Source organism: Sphingobium naphthae, assembly GCF_043589935.1.
GTDB classification, from domain to species: domain Bacteria; phylum Pseudomonadota; class Alphaproteobacteria; order Sphingomonadales; family Sphingomonadaceae; genus Sphingobium; species Sphingobium naphthae_A.
Map to the genome: position 1 here is coordinate 65,024 of NZ_CP171456.1, position 17,028 is coordinate 82,051.

The 17,028-nt window shown below is 64.3% G+C and carries 13 protein-coding genes and 2 pseudogenes; 5 read left to right on the plus strand and 10 right to left on the minus strand.

Going from position 1 to position 17,028, the window contains the following annotated elements; translation table 11 throughout:
* Positions 1-7: 7 nt before the first annotated feature.
* Positions 8-2,497 carry a heavy metal translocating P-type ATPase gene (locus ACGGKE_RS17520; RefSeq protein WP_066861548.1) on the plus strand — a complete coding sequence of 830 codons (2,490 nt, stop codon included), beginning with the start codon at positions 8-10 and terminating at the stop codon, positions 2,495-2,497.
* Between the two features lie 108 nt (positions 2,498-2,605).
* Positions 2,606-2,830, plus strand: a pseudogene (locus ACGGKE_RS17525) (TetR/AcrR family transcriptional regulator); the annotation flags it as partial.
* A gap of 173 nt (positions 2,831-3,003) precedes the next feature.
* Here the strand turns inward: ACGGKE_RS17525 and istB are convergent.
* The 4 genes and pseudogenes from istB to ACGGKE_RS17545 all read right to left on the minus strand — a co-directional run bounded on the left by istB (position 3,004) and on the right by ACGGKE_RS17545 (position 8,775).
* Positions 3,004-3,732 carry an IS21-like element helper ATPase IstB gene (gene istB / locus ACGGKE_RS17530; RefSeq protein ID WP_037482228.1) on the minus strand — a complete coding sequence of 243 codons (729 nt, stop codon included), beginning with the start codon at positions 3,730-3,732 and terminating at the stop codon, positions 3,004-3,006.
* On the minus strand, positions 3,719-5,233 hold the full coding sequence (gene istA, locus ACGGKE_RS17535) for an IS21 family transposase (protein ID WP_394436753.1): 1,515 nt from the start codon (positions 5,231-5,233) through the stop codon (positions 3,719-3,721). Before istA ends, istB begins: the two co-directional genes overlap by 14 nt.
* A gap of 110 nt (positions 5,234-5,343) precedes the next feature.
* A pseudogene (locus tag ACGGKE_RS17540) lies at positions 5,344-7,470 on the minus strand (TonB-dependent receptor plug domain-containing protein); the annotation flags it as partial.
* A 738-nt stretch (positions 7,471-8,208) separates the two neighbouring features.
* A complete protein-coding gene (locus ACGGKE_RS17545) occupies positions 8,209-8,775 on the minus strand; it encodes a TetR family transcriptional regulator (RefSeq protein WP_015449258.1) in 567 nt (188 codons plus the stop codon).
* A 69-nt stretch (positions 8,776-8,844) separates the two neighbouring features.
* Here ACGGKE_RS17545 and ACGGKE_RS17550 point away from each other — a divergent pair, with 69 nt between their 5' ends.
* The 3 genes from ACGGKE_RS17550 to ACGGKE_RS17560 all read left to right on the plus strand — a co-directional run bounded on the left by ACGGKE_RS17550 (position 8,845) and on the right by ACGGKE_RS17560 (position 10,588).
* Complete coding sequence (locus ACGGKE_RS17550) at positions 8,845-9,675, plus strand: SDR family oxidoreductase (protein ID WP_037479754.1); 831 nt, start codon at positions 8,845-8,847, stop codon at positions 9,673-9,675.
* Positions 9,676-9,925: 250 nt separating this feature from the next.
* Positions 9,926-10,411, plus strand: a complete 486-nt coding sequence (locus ACGGKE_RS17555; RefSeq protein ID WP_394443254.1) for a hypothetical protein — start codon at positions 9,926-9,928, stop codon at positions 10,409-10,411.
* A 27-nt stretch (positions 10,412-10,438) separates the two neighbouring features.
* On the plus strand, positions 10,439-10,588 hold the full coding sequence (locus tag ACGGKE_RS17560; RefSeq protein ID WP_226948521.1) for a CorA family divalent cation transporter: 150 nt from the start codon (positions 10,439-10,441) through the stop codon (positions 10,586-10,588).
* A 62-nt stretch (positions 10,589-10,650) separates the two neighbouring features.
* Here ACGGKE_RS17560 and ACGGKE_RS17565 read toward each other — a convergent pair whose 3' ends face one another.
* From ACGGKE_RS17565 to ACGGKE_RS17590, 6 genes are all read right to left on the minus strand, one after another.
* Entirely contained in the window at positions 10,651-11,058 is a 408-nt protein-coding gene (locus tag ACGGKE_RS17565; RefSeq protein ID WP_007683354.1) for a response regulator, read from the minus strand.
* 81 nt (positions 11,059-11,139) lie between these two features.
* A complete protein-coding gene (locus ACGGKE_RS17570; RefSeq protein ID WP_007683357.1) occupies positions 11,140-11,763 on the minus strand; it encodes a response regulator transcription factor in 624 nt (207 codons plus the stop codon).
* Positions 11,753-13,288 carry a PAS domain S-box protein gene (locus tag ACGGKE_RS17575; protein WP_394443257.1) on the minus strand — a complete coding sequence of 512 codons (1,536 nt, stop codon included), beginning with the start codon at positions 13,286-13,288 and terminating at the stop codon, positions 11,753-11,755. Before ACGGKE_RS17575 ends, ACGGKE_RS17570 begins: the two co-directional genes overlap by 11 nt.
* Positions 13,289-13,347: 59 nt before the next feature.
* Positions 13,348-13,821, minus strand: coding sequence for a DUF305 domain-containing protein (locus ACGGKE_RS17580; protein ID WP_004212732.1), 474 nt, complete (start codon positions 13,819-13,821; stop codon positions 13,348-13,350).
* 90 nt (positions 13,822-13,911) lie between these two features.
* Positions 13,912-15,060 (minus strand): copper resistance protein B, encoded by a 1,149-nt coding sequence (locus ACGGKE_RS17585; RefSeq protein WP_020820521.1) that lies wholly within the window; start codon positions 15,058-15,060, stop codon positions 13,912-13,914.
* Positions 15,060-16,985: a copper resistance system multicopper oxidase gene (locus ACGGKE_RS17590; protein WP_007683365.1), complete on the minus strand. Its 1,926-nt coding sequence runs from the start codon at positions 16,983-16,985 to the stop codon at positions 15,060-15,062. The genes ACGGKE_RS17585 and ACGGKE_RS17590 overlap by 1 nt, the downstream gene beginning before the upstream one ends.
* Between the last annotated feature and the right edge of the window lie 43 nt (positions 16,986-17,028).

Here is a 17,028-nt window from a genome sequence, read left to right on the forward strand (position 1 = left end):
GTGATGAATGGCCGACGACGATCAGAAGAGCGAACGCGCCGCCGAGGTGACTGGGGCGCACGGCCATCATCACCATCATGAGCCGGACGGCGAAACGCCGTCCGGTCACGTCGACCATGATCCGGTCTGTGGCATGGTGGTCGATCCCGCCAGGACCGCTCACAAGGCTGAGTATGAAGGCGAGCGTTACGCCTTCTGCTCGGCCGGCTGTAAGGCGAAGTTCGACGCCGACCCCGTGCATTATGCAGCACGGGTAGCGCATGCCGAGCCGCACCATGAGGGTGCTGCTACCCATGGCGATCATTCCCACCCTAGCCACACCCATAGACTTGATCGCCATGAGCATCACCCCGTTGCGGCGTTAACGGCAGCCGTAACGGAGGGCACGATCTGGACCTGCCCGATGCATCCGGAAATCCGCCGGGACGCGCCGGGCAGTTGTCCGATCTGCGGCATGGCGCTGGAGCCGCTGATCGCGGCGGCGGATGCCGGACCCAGTCCCGAACTTGCCGATATGACCAGGCGCTTCTGGATCGGCCTCGCGCTCGCCTTGCCCGTGTTCCTGCTGGAGATGGGCGGCCACCTGATCCCGGCGCTGCACCATCTGGTGCCGATGCACATCTCGATCTGGATCCAGTTCGCCCTGGCGACGCCGGTGGTGCTGTGGGCCGGATGGCCGTTCTTCGCGCGTGGCTGGGCGTCGATCGTCAACCGCAGCCTCAACATGTTCACGCTGATCGCGATGGGGACCGGCGTCGCCTGGGGATACAGCATCGTCGCGACATTCGCGCCGCAGCTCTTCCCGCAGGCTTTCCGTGACGCTGATGGCGCGGTCGCGGTCTATTATGAGGCGGCCGCCGTCATCACCGTGCTGGTGCTGCTTGGTCAGGTTATGGAGTTGCGCGCCCGGGAACAGACGTCCGGCGCGATCCGCGCGCTTCTCAATCTCGCGCCGAAGACCGCACGACGCATCGGGGCAGACGGTGTGGAAGAAGATGTGCCGGTCGAGGCGATTGCGATCGGCGAGCGGCTCAGGGTCCGGCCCGGGGAAACCGTGCCGGTGGATGGCGTGGTCGAGCAGGGGCGCTCATCGATCGATGAATCGATGGTGACCGGCGAATCCATGCCGGTGACGCGCGTAGTCGGCGAAGCGGTCGTAGGAGGTACGCTGAATCAGACCGGCGCGCTCGTCATCCGGGCGGAAAAAGTCGGGCGCGACACGATGCTGGCTCGCATCGTCCAGATGGTCGCGGATGCCCAGCGCTCGCGTGCGCCGATCCAGCGCATGGCTGATCAGGTGTCGGGCTGGTTCGTGCCGGTCGTCATCGCCGTAGCGCTGCTCGCCTTCGCGGCCTGGGGTGTATGGGGGCTAGAGCCGCGTCTGGCGCATGGCCTGATCGCGGCCGTTTCCGTGCTGATCATTGCCTGCCCCTGCGCGCTCGGGCTTGCGACGCCGATGTCGATCATGGTCGGTATCGGCAAGGGGGCGGCCGCCGGCGTTCTGATCAAGAACGCGGAGGCGCTCGAGCGGATGGAGAAGATCGATACTCTGGTGGTCGACAAGACCGGGACGCTTACCGAAGGCAAACCGGCGGTGACCCGGATCGTCGCGGCGCCGGGATTTGTCGAGGAGATCATCCTGCGGCTGGCGGCAGGTGTTGAAAAAGCCTCGGAGCATCCGCTTGCGCGCGCGATCGTGGCGGCTGCCGAGGAACGAAAGATCGCCATCCCCAATGTCGCCGATTTCGACTCGCCGACCGGTAAGGGCGCGGTCGGCGTGATCGAGGGACGGCAAGTGGTGCTCGGCAGCACCGCCTTTCTCGCCGAGCATGGGATCGATACGGCGTCGCTCGCCGGGCAGGCGGATGAGTTGCGCCGCGACGGTGCGACGGCGATCTATATCGGGATAGGCAATGCCATCGGCGGCATCTTCGCCATCGCCGACCCGATCAAGGCGACCACGCCTGAGGCACTGAAGGCCCTGCATGCCGAAGGCATCCGCATCGTCATGCTGACCGGCGACAATCGCACCACGGCCGAAGCCGTCGCCAGAAAGCTCGGCATTGATGAGGTCGAGGCCGATGTGCTGCCGGACCAGAAGGCGGCGGTGGTCGAGCGCCTGAAGGCGCAGGGCAAGGTGGTGGCCATGGCGGGTGACGGCGTAAATGACGCGCCGGCGCTCGCCGCCGCTGATGTCGGCATAGCCATGGGATCAGGGACCGACGTTGCCATCGAGAGCGCGGGGGTAACGCTGCTCAAGGGCGATCTCACCGGCATTGTCCGCGCGCGACGCCTGTCGCAGGCGACGATGGCCAACATCCGCCAGAACCTCGCCTTCGCTTTCATCTACAATGCGGCAGGCGTGCCGATCGCGGCGGGGGCGCTCTATCCCACGTTTGGACTGCTGCTGTCGCCGATCATCGCTGCGGCGGCGATGGCGCTGTCGTCCGTCAGCGTCATTGGCAATTCGCTGCGATTGCGCGCCTTGAAGATCTGACGATCGGGCGATCCTCACCTAACGGCCACTGCCACCCGCAAATTGTGCTGAAAGCAAAACCGAGCCGCCATACTTGAATGATCGTTCCAGAAGCGCTATACATGGCTTATGGCAAGACCTCGAGAATTCGATACGGATGCTGCCCTGGACGGTGCGATCGCCGTGTTCAGCGAGCATGGGTATGAGGGCAGTTCGGCGCAGATGCTCGTGGACGCCATGGGCATCGGGCGGCAGAGCCTCTACGCGGCCTTCGGCGACAAGTGGCAGCTCTATTGCGCGGCGGTGCGGCGCTACGGCATGGGCGAATGCGCGGCGCATTTCGAGGCGCTTCGCTGTCAATCGGCGTGCAAACGGGACCCCCGATCGGCGCGCAAAAGGGACCCCCTTTCAAGGATGCCACGACGGTCGAGGAACGCGCCTTGCGCTGCGCGCGGCGTAGGGAGGGCGGAGCCCGACCGGAGGCGCGCGCAGCGCAAAGCATCTTAATCCCGGCGTGCGGCGGGGGATCAGTTTCGGTTCTTGAAGCGCCAGCTGTCATTGCCGGTCTCGATGATGTCGCAATGGTGGGTGACGCGATCGAGGAGAGCGGTGGTCATCTTGGGGTCGCCGAACACCGTCGGCCATTCCCCGAACGCCAGGTTGGTCGTGATGATGACGCTGGTTTGCTCGTAAAGTTTGCTGACCAGATGGAACAGCAACTGCCCGCCTGAACGGGCGAAGGGAAGATAGCCAAGCTCATCGAGCACGACGAGGTCGAGGCGAGAGAGCTGGGCGGCAAGCGCGCCGCTTTTTCCGATCCGGGCTTCCTCTTCGAGGCGGGTCACCAGATCCACGGTGTTGAAGTAACGCCCCCGCGCTCCAGCGCGGACGACATTGGCGGTGATGGCGATGGCCAGATGGGTTTTGCCGGTGCCGGTGCCACCGACCAGGACGACATTGCGCCGTGCGGGCAGGAACGCCCCGCCGTGCAGCGAACGGACCAGCCCCTCGTTGATCGGCGTCCCCTCGAAGTGGAAGGCATCAATGTCCTTCACCACCGGTAGCTTGGCGGCCGCCATCCGGTATCGGATCGAGGCGGCGTGGCGGTGCGTTGCCTCCGCACGCAGCAGATCGGTCAGTATCTCCATCGTCGTGCGCTGGCGCTGAAGCCCTGTGGTGACGGCCTCATCGAACGCGCCGGCCATCCCCTTGAGTCCGAGCCCGCGCATCGCGTCGATCATGTCATGCCGCTGCATGGAAGTTCCTCAGTTGGTCGTAACGGGAACAGTCGGCGATCGGCGGATGCCGCAGGGCATTGTCCTCCGACGTGACGATCGTCAGCGGTCGCGGCGGTTCGCGGCGCCGTGCCAGGATATTGAGGATCAAGTCGTCGCTCGCCGTGCCGGTTGCCAGTGCCTCCCGCACGGCGGCTTCGACGAGTTCCAGGCCATCGGTCAGCACGGCCGCCAGCACGCGCACGAACCGCCGATCGGCATCATCGCCGTTGCCCAGCTTGCGTCGCAACCGGGCGAGCGCCGGCGGCAGTTCCCAGTCCTGGAAGGGTGCGCCGTTGCGTAAAGCGCCGGGCTTGCGGGCCAGCACCGGCAGATAGTGCCAGGGATCATAGATGGTGCGGTTCCGCCCGAAGAAGCGGGGATGCTCAGCGACGACCTCATCGCCGCATCGCACGACAATGCGGTCGGCATAGGCCCGAACCTGCACCGTGCGCCGCGCCACCGTCGAGAGGACCGAGTAACGGTTGCGATCGTAGCTGATCAGGCAGGTGCCCGACACGCCGTGCTCGCTCTCGTTGAAGCCGTCGAACGGCCCCAGCATCGACTGTAATGCAGGACGTTCCATCTCCAGCATCTGCGCCACGGTCTGGTCGCCCTGCTCAGGATGGGCCTGCCGTTCGGCCCAGCGTCGGCACTCAGCTTCCAGCCAGCCATTGAGCTCCTCGAGGCTGGCGAACCGCAGACGGGGCTGGAAGAAGCGTCCCCGGATCGTCTGCACCTGGTTCTCGACCTGACCCTTCTCCCATCCCGCCGCCGGCGAGCAGGCCGTGGGCTCGACCATATAATGGTCGGCCATGATCAGGAACCGCCGGTTGAACACCCGGTCCTTGCCGGTGAACACGCTCGTCACCGCCGTCTTCATATTATCGTAGATGCCGCGCCGGGGCACGCCGCCGAAGAAGGCAAAGCCGCGCGCATGCGCGTCGAACAGCATCTCCTGGGTCTCGCGTGGATAGGCCCGGACATACACAGCCCGCGATGCGCACAGCCTCATGTGCGCGACCTTTACCCGCATCGGCTTGCCGGCGATCTCGACATCCTCGTGGCTCCAATCGAACTGGTAGGCCTCGCCGGGCTGGAACAGCATCGGAATGAAGGCCGTCGTCCCGTCGCCGACATCCCTGCGCCGCTCGATCTTCCACCGCGCCGCATAGCGGCGCACGGCATCGTAAGAGCCCTCGAAACCCTCACGCACCAGAAGGTCGTGGATACGGGTCATCCGAAGCCGGTCACGTCGGCCCCGTACCTCGTTCTCTTCCAGCAGCACATCCAGCCGATCCTGAAACGGACCGATCCGCGGCAGCGGCTGAACCTTGCGTCGATAATCAAATGCGCCTTCCGGCGCCCGGATCGCCTTGCGGATTACCTTCCGCGACACATGCAGATCACGCGCGATCGCCTTGATCGCCTTCCCGCCGGCATACTCACGCCGGATACGAACCACTGTCTCCAAAACCAACATCCCGATCTCGCCGCATGAACTTCCACGCGGCTGTGTAAGCTATCGAAATGAGGGGTCCCTTTTAGACGCCGATCACCCCGCTAACGGGGTCCTTTTTGCACGCCGATCCACAGGTTCTGGCTCGCATAGCAGACTGCGAGCTTGGTCGAGCCGGGAATGGCCCGGATCGCGTCCTTGATCTTGATGTCGAACCAGTCTGCCGTCAGCGACAACCCTGGGATGATGCCGCGCGGCGATATCACCGTACCAACGGTCCAGGTCGTGGAGCTTTCGGGCCGAAGGCTCTGGTTACCGCCCACTGTGGTGAGGATCGTGGTGCCGAGCTGCGTATAGTTGGCCGGCACACCGGACGCCTGACAATTGGCGATCAAGGTCACGTTGCCGCTGGAGGTGTAGCGCGAGCAGGGATCGGTCGTGGTCAGATTGCCTTCCGAGACGCCGCCGAAAAGCTCCGGCACGTTGGGAATGCGAAAGCCCGTCCCATAAGTGCCGCGCAGACGGATGCTGTCATTGACTACCCAGTCGGCACTGAGCTTGTAATTCCAGTCGCTCCCGAAGAGATTATAGTTTGAGTAGCGGACTGCGCCATCGAGCGTGAGCGCCTTGGCGAAAGCTGTGTTGGCAAGCACCGGCACCGATAGCTCGAGATAGGCTTCCTTGGCGGTGCTCGAGCCCGAAATAGGATCCTGCTGATTGACGTTCGCCACGCCGAGCACCGTCAACGGGTCGGGATCGCGCCAGCCTTTTTCGCGCCGATAGACCACGCCGGTGGCGAAGGACACCGCGCCGGCTGGAAGGGAGAAGAGATCGCCGTTGAGGTCAGCCGTGACCGTGCCGAGTTCGTTGCCTCCGCGATCGCGCGAGGTGAACAGAATATAATCCAGAACCTGAGGTGTCAGGTCTCCGAACCCAAGATAGTCACCGCAGGGGATGGCCGCGCCCGCCGTGCTGGAGCATTTGCTCCTGTCGAGCGTGTTCGCGACGCGCTCGAGATTGGCGATGTTGGTCGAGCCGTCGACGGCCGTGTTACGCCCGAAGCTGCCCGCGACTTCCCAGGCCCAGTCGTTCGCCAGCTTGCCGCGCAGCCCGAAGGTGCCTTGCCAGGTATCGGTCTCCTGGAAGAAGTGGCGCGCGCCGGGTTCGGCGAGGCGGCGCTGGGCCAGGACCAGGTTCTGGCCGGTCGGATTGGTCGGATTGCTGGCTGGTATCGAGAGATTGCGCAGCGTGCCGGGTGTCGCGATCTGATTCGACTTGCGGAACGTATAGAGGAACTCGCCGAACGCCTGGATACCGTCGGTCAGCGCATAGTCCGCGAAGAAGGCCGTGCTGACGCGCTCGACTGGGCTGACCGCATTGAGAAACGGGTTCGAGTTGAAGTTGTGCTTGGCGGGACTGTAAGGCTCGTAGAAGTTCCCGTTCCCTCCGGGTACCTGGTTGAAGTTGATCTGTTGGCCGTTGGGCAGCACCGCGCGTCCGCCGATCGTCGAGGCGCTGTTGACGCAGCTCAGCGAGCCCGGCGTCGTTTCAGCGAGCGAGCAGGGCGCACGCGAGGCCATGTTGACGGCGCTGGTCTTCTGGTAGGTGACTGCTGCCATGAACCCGCCACGATCGTTGCGAATGCCCCAAAGTAGGTCCGCGGTGAGATCGGAGCCGTCGCCGCGCTCGGTAATGCCTTGTCGGACGCTGAGACCCAGGCCTTCATAATCGGTGCGCGTGACAAGGTTGACCACGCCGGCCATGGCATCGGCCCCGTAGATAGCGGACGCGCCATCCTTGAGGACATCGGTGCGTGCCAGCGCCACGACCGGGATCATGTTGAGATCGGGTGAGGAATTGGCGCCGGTGCCGCCCGCGACGAGGCGTCGGCCGTTGAGGAGCACGAGTGTGCGCTTGATGCCGAGGCCGCGCAGATTGACCTGAGCAGTGCCATAACCGTTGTTGGTCCAGTAGGCCGATGTCTGGTTGCCCGCGAAGCCGGCATTGGCCGGCAAACGCTGCAAGGCGGTTTCGATATTGACGATGCCGGTATTTTGGATCTGCTCGGCGGTGACCACGGTGGCCGGTCCAACCCCGGCCAGATCCTGCCGACGGATTCGTGAGCCGGTAACGACGATGTCGCTGTCATCCCCCAGGACTTGTGCTTTTGGCTGCGGTGTCGGATCGGCCTGAGCGAGAGCCGGCGCGGCGTAGCCCGCGACGATGGCGGCGCTGCCGAGCAGGGCCATCCTGATGGTCATGTGCAATCCCCCTGACGTTTTAGAACAGCCACAGACAACATCAGTTGTATATACAGGTCAACAGTATTTTTCCTGTTTTTCCAATACCTTATTCTCGTGAAATTTAGATATAGATATAGCTATAATGCGCACGCCAGACGTCGAACCCTCATGACTGAAGAGATATTTTTGCGAGCAATCATTTGCAAAGCTGCTGAGATAGGAGATAGAATATCATATCGTAATACAGCCTCGCACGCTTCGATTTGATGATCGGGACATTTGGCCGGCAAGAATGCGAAGCGGCATGATCACATGTTATTGGTGTCGGCGTGATATACCTAGGTATAGCGCTAGAGATGCTCCGGGAACATTAGTCCTTTGCTGAGCTTGCACGCGCCAGGGAAAGTAATACCGATGCGGACCGCATTTGATCCTCGTTTCCTGGATGTGTCGCGCCTTCTTCCGGATTGAGCCGCAGGTTCGCCTTTTGAGGCAGATGAAACGACTCCTGACGAAACGTCGTGCGACGAGTCCGGCGACCTGAGATCGTCGCGCAGCCACTGGGTCACTTGGCGATGATCCAATCCGGTTCGGCAGTGGCGGCGCAGTCCTCGAACGTCGATCGCATCCGCGGAGCCGACGGGCCGGCTTGTGCATGAGCCGCCCTGATTTTGCCGCTGGGCAGTACGGCAGGTTGCGAAAAATGCTTGCTGTGTCCCGGTCGGCGCGCGGGCGTGCAGCTCGCGCCTCGCACGATCACACGCGCAGCAGTCGCCCCACCGCCCGCATGATCGTCGCCCGGCGCGCCGCGTGCTCGGCAGCGTCGCGTGCAGCTCCGGTCATGCACCAGAGCTGGGTGAGGGCGGCGACAAGCCGGACGACATCCAGGGGCGTGAAGTCGGCGACGATCCGCCCCTCGGCCTGCGCCGCTGCGATCCCGTCCAGCTTCTCCCCGAGAAGGACCTCGCCGGCCGGGAGCATCAGAACATCCTGGCCACGCTCCAAATGATGCCAGGTCAGCAGCCTCCACAGGCGCGGGCGTTCGACCAGCAAGTCATAGGTGCGCCCCGCATAACCCTCAAGATCATTGGGATCGAAGCGATCGGCCTGCGCCGCGTCCATCACTTCCTGCGTCAGCGCGGCATCGAAGAGCGCCTCCTTGTCCCCGAAATAGGTGTAGAGCATCGGCTTGCTGATACCCGCCGCCTGCGCAATCCGGTCGATCCGCGCGCCCGCCAGCCCATGGGACGCGAACTCCTCGGTCGCTGCAGCCAGGAGCGTCTCGCGGCTCTGTGCGGCATTCCGCCGGGTTCGTTGCTTCATCACACCTCCAAGCATTGACGCATTCCAGGTTTCAAGTTACCTACCAGTTGGTAATATATGGAGTAACATATGTCCAATCACTGGTTTCTCACGGGCGCGTCCAGCGGTATCGGCCGCCATCTGGCCGAACTGATCCTGGCCGCTGGCGACGACCTTACCGCGACGGCCCGCAAGCCCGAAAGCCTCGATGATCTCGCGGCGAAATATCCGAGCCAGCTGCGCGTCGAAGCGCTCGACGTCACGGTCAAGGACGATATTGCTGCGGTCGTGGCCCGGGCGCAGGCGCGTCGACCCGTCGATATTCTGGTCAACAACGCCGGCGGCGGCGTGATCGGCGCCACCGAAGAGATGTCGGACGCCGAGGTCGAAGGCCAGATCGCGCTCAATCTCATGGCGCCCATCCACATCACCCGCGCCTTTGTCCCCGCCATGCGGCTGCGCGGGAGCGGCCGGATCATCCAGATCTCCAGCGCTAGTGGTCAGGGCTCGCTTCCGACGAGCAGTCTCTATCATGTGGCCAAATGGGGCCTGGAGGGCTTCAGCGAATGCCTCCGCCAGGAGCTTGAACCCTTCAACCTGTTCGTGACACTGATCGAGCCGGGCGGGGCGCGCACCAGCTTCAGCCACAATCTGCAATTCGCCAGCGAGATCGCCGCGTATCGCGATACGCCCGCCGGCCATATCCGCAAGATGTTCGAGACCGCCGGAAACGAGCTCTACACGCTCGACCCGCAAAAGATCGCGCAAGCGATCGTTGATGTCGCAACCAGCGACCATCCGCCGCTGCGCGTGACTCTGGGGGGTGACGCTTTCGGCGTTGTCCAGGCGGCGCTGCAATCGCGGCTCGCCTTTCTGCAGTCCCAGGAAGCGCTCGCGCGCTCGGTCGCTTTCGACAGTTGAGCTTTTCCGTCTTCCAGCTTTCGTCTCCGCGCGGTGCGACGCGCCTCACCGGGGCCCGGCAACCCTGTCGTCAGCGCCGTTATCCGATACTTAGGTATAGTCATCCGACACGATTGCAGAGGCGCCACACGGGCAATCGCTTGGTACCATCGCAAGAGAGGAAAACCCTCGCGGTCGCCAATCAAGGGTGCGCAGACCTTCGCAGTCGCGTGCCCTTGATGTGGCAGCGCGCCGCCCAGCCACGCGCGTCATGAACGGGAGCGCCCTTCTGCGAAACCCAACGCTCCGCCGCATTTTCTATAAGCTCTCGCTCGAATTGCTGCGCGCCGCCTTCTTCTTCCTGCGATTGGGCTTGAAGAATGACGAGTGTTTGTGCGCGCGTCTCAATAGGCGAGGCACACGGCTTCCGGTCGCCGCCGCCGTTCTTTGTCACAATGGCAAACGGCTACGGCCGGCGACCCTGATCGATCCGGCGTGCGAGCACGTCGGCAAGGATGACTTCGTGTGGATCAAAATGTCCCAGCCCAGCGAAACAGAACTTGCCGACATCGCCGGGAATTACGGCCTTCATCCGCTTGCCATGGAAGGTGCCGACAACGGCCACCAGATTTCGAAGCTCGACGATCACATGCTCAGGGTTGAGAGCGCCATCACCGGCATCCGCGACATCCTGATCTCGGTGTTCGAGGCGAGTCACCTGCTCGAACAGCAGCGCCAAGGTGCGATCACCCGTTAGCTTGCCGCCCGGGATGCGATCCTCGCGGTGCCTACCGCGATTGCCGGAATCTACGGCATGAATTTCGAGAATATGCCCGAACTGAAGACGCAATGGGGATATTTCGTCATCCTCGGCGTCATCGCTGCGGTCTGCATTGGGCTCTACATCCGGTTCAAACGTAGCCACTGGCTTTGACGGCGCAGATTGGCTTTCCACATCGCGCCGGGCTGAGGCTGCCGGGGGCCGGCCGCCATAACTCAATGCTTTCGCAGAACCTCGGCGCGGTGCCGGTCCAACGCATCGAGCAAAGCCCTGCCGATCAAAGGCTTTGCGAGAACGTGATCGAAGCCCGCCTCGGCGGCCCGCCAGGCCAGCAGCGTGTCGTGAAAGCCTGAGATCATGATGGCGCGTCCCGACCATCCGATCTCGCGAAGGTGACGCAGCATCGCGAATCCGTCGATGTCGGGCATGCGATAGTCGAGGATGACGCAGTCTGCCTCCTTCGCGCGGGGGTCGGCCAACAGCGCGTGGCCGGTCGTATATCCCCACACGGCATAGCCGCGCGATCTCAGCAGCAGCTGGAGGCCACGCCGCACGCCGGGATCGTCGTCGGAGACGAGGATGGTGTATCTGCCATCATGCTGAGTGGAACGGACCGATGGCATTGCGAGAAGCGGACACCCGTGTGACGATTGCACCATCGATCGCATATCGCGCCTCGTCCCGTCGCTACGTAGAGGTCGCAGTCACTTCGGCTTGCGGCCCATGCCCGCGGCAAAGGCGATCCGCAGGGCTTCGGACAAATTGCGGACCTCGAGCTTGGCCATCAGGCTCGCGCGATGGACCTCGACCGTTCGCGATGAACAGCCCAGGTCATAGGCGATCGTCTTATTGGGCAGGCCGTTCGCCAGCCCTTCCAGCACTTCACGCTCCCGGGGCGTCAGTGCAGCGACCCGCACGCCGGCTTCAGAGGTTTCCAGAGTGCGAAAGTCGACATCGTCGAGACGCGCGAACGCGCGGCTGACGGCGCCGAGCAGGGCGGCTTTCTCGAAGGGCTTCTCGAGAAAGTCGACCGCGCCGCCTTTCATGGCCTGCACCGCAACCGACACGTCGCCATGGCCGGTCAGGACGATGACCGGCATATTGACCCCGCGTGCTGCCATGGCGGCCTGAACCTCGAGACCGTCCATCTCGGGCATGCGCACGTCGAGGATGACGCAGCCGACGGCCGCCGACTTCGCCTCCTTGAGAAACTCCACGCCCGAGGCATAGGTCACGACGTCGTAGCCCGCGGTCTTGAGCGCAAAGCTCGCCGCCTTGCGGATGCTCTCCTCGTCGTCGACCAGATGGATGACGCGTCTATCCCCCATGTTCCTCCTCCGCCCGCGCATGGATCAAGGTAAAATGAAAGCGCGCGCCGCCGCGGACGGGGCGCTCCATCCAGATACGGCCCCCATGCGCTTCGATGATGGTCCGGCAGATCGAAAGGCCGAGGCCCATGCCGTCGGCCTTTGTCGACTTGAACGCCGTGAAGAGCTGCTCCCGGACCTCGTCGGCGATGCCGGGGCCGGTATCCGCCACGGTCACCTCGATCAGCCCGTCAGGGCGCAACCTGGTCGCCACCTTGAGGTCGCGAACCGGACACTCCGCCATCGCCTCGATGGCATTGCGCATCAGGTTGACCAGCACCTGCTGGATCTGCACCCTGTCGACGAGGACCGGCGTCGCGGCGGGATCGACTGCAAAGAAGCTGCGGATGCCGCGCTCGCGGGCGTCGACCAGCGCGAGCTGGCTCGCCTCGGCGATGACCCGCGGCAGCTCGTGGAGGCTCTTGTCGACCTCGCCGCGGGCGACGAAATCGCGCAGGCGCCGGACGATATGGCCGGCCCGCAGCGTTTCCTGTGCCGCATCATCCATCACCGACCGTAGCGACACGAAGGGTTCGTCGTCCCGCTCGTCGAGCATGTCGCGGATCGTCTCGAGATAGAGCGCGACCGCGGCAAGCGGCTGGTTGAGCTCATGCGCGAGGGTCGAGGCCATCGTGCCCATCGCGCTCAGCCGGGAGACATGGACCAGCTCTGCCTGCAGTTCCTTGAGCCTGAGCTCATCCTGCTCCTTGGCGGTGAGATCCCGGATGAAGCCGGTGAACAACCGCTGCCCGTCTTCACCGGCCTCGCCAACCGACAGCTGCATCGGGAAGGTCGAGCAGTCGCGGCGCTGGCCGACCACGACGCGGCCGAGGCCGATGATCCGGCGCTCGCCGGTCTGGAGATAATGCGCGATATATTCGTCGTGCCGGTCGCGATCGGGCTGGGGCATCAGGCAGGAGACGTTGCGGCCGACGAGCTCGGTTTCCGAATAGCCGAACAGGCGTTGGGCGGCCGCGCTGAACGACGTGATGGCGCCGGTCTCGTCGATGATGATCATCGCATCGGGGACGGTCGCCAGGATCGACTGGAGATGCTGCTCGCGGGTCTCGATTGACGCCCGGACCGCCGCCTCGTCGGTGACATCGCGACTGATGCAGGCAAAGCCTCGATGTGCGTCGCCTTCGAACAGGGCGCTGATCGTCAGGCGCGCGAGATATTCCGCGCCGTTCTCGCAGACCCGCCACGCTTCGCGCTCCAGCGTGCCTTCGTGAAGGGCGGCCGCCAGGTCTGCGCACGGGCGGCCGGCCGCAATCTCGTCGGGCGGGTAGAACAGGTCATGGGGCTGTCCCAGGACGCGATCGAGGGGCCAGCATTCGGCACGCTCGCCTTCTTCATTATAGCTCAGCACGATCCCGGCAGGATCGAGCAGCGTCAGGACGTGGCCGCCAGCCTGTCGCAGGAACAGCGGCGCAAGCCGCGCTACGTCGCTGGCAATCTCGTCCGGCCCGCGCCTCGTGTCGACCATCGTCCCGGCTCACGGGCCTGGCCGGGCGCACGGATCCGGGCGTAGCCCGACCGTGCCACTCAGCGCCGCGCGAGTATGGCCTTCATCTCGTCGATTTCCTGCCGCTGCGAGCGCTTGATCGCTTCGCAAAGCCGGATGACTTCCGGATCGCTGAGCTTTGCTTCCTGGCACATCAGGATCGCCCCGGAATGATGCGGGATCATCGAGCGCAGAAAGGCCGTGTCGCCGATCGTGGTCTGGGTGCGGATGAGCGCAAAGCTGCCGAAGAAGGCGACCAGCGACGCGGCGATCAGCGCGATGTTGGCGGCTTTCGACGCGAACATGTGCCGCATGGCGACGATCATCAGCACCACCATCGGCGCGACCATCATCAGCGTCATGTAGAGCATGTTGAGGTTGTTGTAGAAGCTGTCGAGCCCGTCGATCATGACGAACATCACCAGATACATGATGACGCCGCTGATGACGGTCTGAACGGCAAGGCTCCAATAGGCGCCCATCTTCCGGGTGTTCATGTGGGACGAATGGTCCATGGCGTATCTCCTTCGCTCGGCGCCGGCCGACCTTGGTATGAGTGTAACGCCCCGCTCTCCTGTTCGCCCCCGCCATCAGCCGTCCTGATGCTAAAACCAGAAGCGAACGCCGGCGACGAAGCTGGTCGCATGGACGTCCTCGCCGGCAAGCCTCGACAGCCGCGCCGTGTCGCCGGCTTTGCGCAGATAAGAGACGCCGATATAGGGTGCGAACTGGCGGCTGAACTCATAGCGCAGGCGCGCGCCGAGCTCTATGTTGACCAGCCCCGAACCGATGTCGTTCTCCGGAATATCCTGCGCGGCGAAATTGACCTCGGCGCGCGGCTGCAAGATCAGGCGCTGGGTAATGCGCTGGTCGTAATAGCCCTCGACCCGGCCCAGAACATCGCCCTTGGTCGAGAGGAACAGCGCGCCTTCGACTTCGAACATGCCGGGAGCCAGGCCCTCGACGCCGACCGTCGCGTAAGTGCGGTCGGGCCCGCGGCCGAAGTCCTGGCGGATACCGCCCTGAAGATTGAAATAGGGGTCGATGGCCCGGCTATAGAGCACCTGCACCTCCGCGCTGTCGATGCCGCGGCCGAACTCGCCTTCGCCCTCGCTCTTGAGCCAGAGCCGGTTGATATCGCCGCCGTAAAAGCCTTCGCCATCCCAGCGATAGCCATCGCGACCGCTATGCGCTTGATACTCGAACAGGTTGAGCAGCACCTGCCCGAAATTGTTGCCGCCGCTGTCCTTCATCATGATGTCGCGTGAGCGCGCCATCTCGGCGCCGGGAAAATCACGATCGGCGAAGTGGTCGCTGGGGGGAGGCGGCGGGGGCGCATTGCCGGCCGGAAGCGCCGTGCCGGTCATTTGCATGCCGGGCATGGCGGTCTGGCCATGCTGCGAATGGTCCATCCCGGGCATGTCCGGCATCGCGCCGTCCTGATGCTGGGAGTGGTCCATGCCCGGCATGTCCGGCATCGCGGGAGACGCGGGTTGCGGCTGACCGGCCGCATCTCCCTGCGGCGCAGGACTGGCCTGGTGCTGCGAATGGTCCATCGCCGAGGTGGCGTCTGGCGCTGGTGTCTGAGCGCGCGGCCTGGCGGCGGCCTTGTCCTTCTTCTTCTCCTGCGCCGGCGGCACCTCGCCCGGCGGCGCCATGCCGGGCATGCCGTGCATTGAATGATCCTGGGCAAAGGCGGGCGCGGCAGCGAAAAGGGCGATCGCGCTCACCAGCGGCGTGAGGATGCGGGTCATTACGCGTCTCCCTTCGGACGGACGCTCACGACCCGCATCATCCCGGCATGCATGTGGTAGAGGAGATGACAGTGGAAGGCCCAGTCGCCGACCGCGTCGGCGGTGAAGTCCCAGGTCACCTTGCCGCCGGGCTGGACGATTACCGTATGCTTGCGTGGCGCATGATCGCCATGCCCCGTCACCAGCTCGAAAAAATGCCCGTGAATATGGATCGGATGCCCCATCATCGTGTCGTTGATGAGATTGACGCGCACCCGCTCGCCTTCGATGAAGGGGATCGGCTCGTGATGGTCCGACATTTTTTCGCCGTCGAACGACCACATGAACCGCTCCATGTTGCCGGTGAGGTGAATGTCGATGCTGCGGCTCGGCGCGCGCACGTCCGGATTGCGATCGAGCGCCATCAGGTCCCTGTAGACAAGCACCTTGTGGCCGACGTCGGCGAGGCCCTGGCCGGGCTCGCCGGTGCGGTCGACGGGCATCGGCGAGATGGTCTGGACGCTCGGGTCGCGCTTCACCTGCGGCGCGTTCGAGAAGTCTCGCATCTTCATCGACCCCATCGCGTGCCCGCCATGGTCCATGCCCGCCATCTGGCCATCGGCGCCCATCGCGCCGTGGTCCATCCCGCTCATCGCGGAATGATCCATCCCCGAATGATCCATGCCTGCCATGGCGCTATTGTCCATGGTCGCCATCGCTGCCGCCGCGCCGGTCGCGAGGCGCGCGGACGCGTTCTTCTCGGCCGTCGGATCGACGCCCCGCATAGCGCCGCCCGACATGTCCATGCCTTCCATGCCCGGCATCGAGGACATGTCCATGCCCATGTCCTTCATGTCGGCGAGCGGCCGTTTGCGTAAGGGGGGAACCTCGCCGGCCATGCCGGCGCGCGGCGCGAGCGTGGCACGCGCCATGCCCGAGCGGTCGATCGCCTCGCCGACAAGGGTGTAGGCCTTGTCATCGCCTGGGCTGACAACGACGTCGTAGGTCTCGGCAACACCAACCTGGAACTCGTCGACGGTGACCGGCACCACATTCTGCCCGTCGGCCTGGACGATGGTCAGCGGCAGGCCGGGGATGCGGACGTTGAAGGTGGTCATCGCCGACGCATTGATGACCCGCAGCCGCACCCGTTCGCCCGGGGTGAAGAGCGCGGTCCAGTTGTCCATCGGACCATGGCCGTTGACGAGATAGGTGTAGGTGGATCCGGTCACATCGGAGATGTCGGCCGGGTCCATCCGCATCTGGCCCCAGTCGAGCCGGTCCTTGAGCGGCTGATCCTTGCCCGACAGGAGCCCGGCCAGGGTCTGGCGCTGGAAATTGAAATGGCCGGGGTTGACCTTGAGGCGCCGGAAGATCGCCTGCGGCGAGAGCGCGCTGTGATCGGCGAGCACGATGACATGCTCGCGGTCATAGGCGACCGGATCGGCACCGGCGGGATCGATGATGATCGGGCCGTAATGGCCTTCCTGTTCCTGCAGGCCTGAATGGCTGTGGTACCAGTAGGTGCCGCTTTGCACGACGGAGAACTGGTAAAGGTAGTTCGAGCCCGGCTTGATGCCCGGAAAAGACACGCCCGGCACACCGTCCATATTGGCCGGCAGGATCAGCCCGTGCCAGTGGATCGAGCTGTCCTCCTCCAGCTGATTGATGACGTTGAGCCGCACGCGCTGGCCCTCGCGCAGCCGGATCAGCGGGGCGGGGACCGTGCCGTTGAGGCCGATTGCCCGGAACTTGCGCCCGTCGATGGTCATCGACTGCCGGGCGATGGTGAGCGTAATGTCTTCGCCCGACACGGTCGGCAGCGTCGGTCGCATCCCCGGCGAGATCGTCTGCGCCCAGGCCGGCAGCCAGGCTGACAATGCTGCGCCGCCGCCGGCGAGGGCCGCGCCGCGGAGGAACTGGCGGCGGTCGAGAGCAGAAATCATTCGGTTGTCTCAGCTTTAAGAAAGAGGGCGTACCTATTGGGAA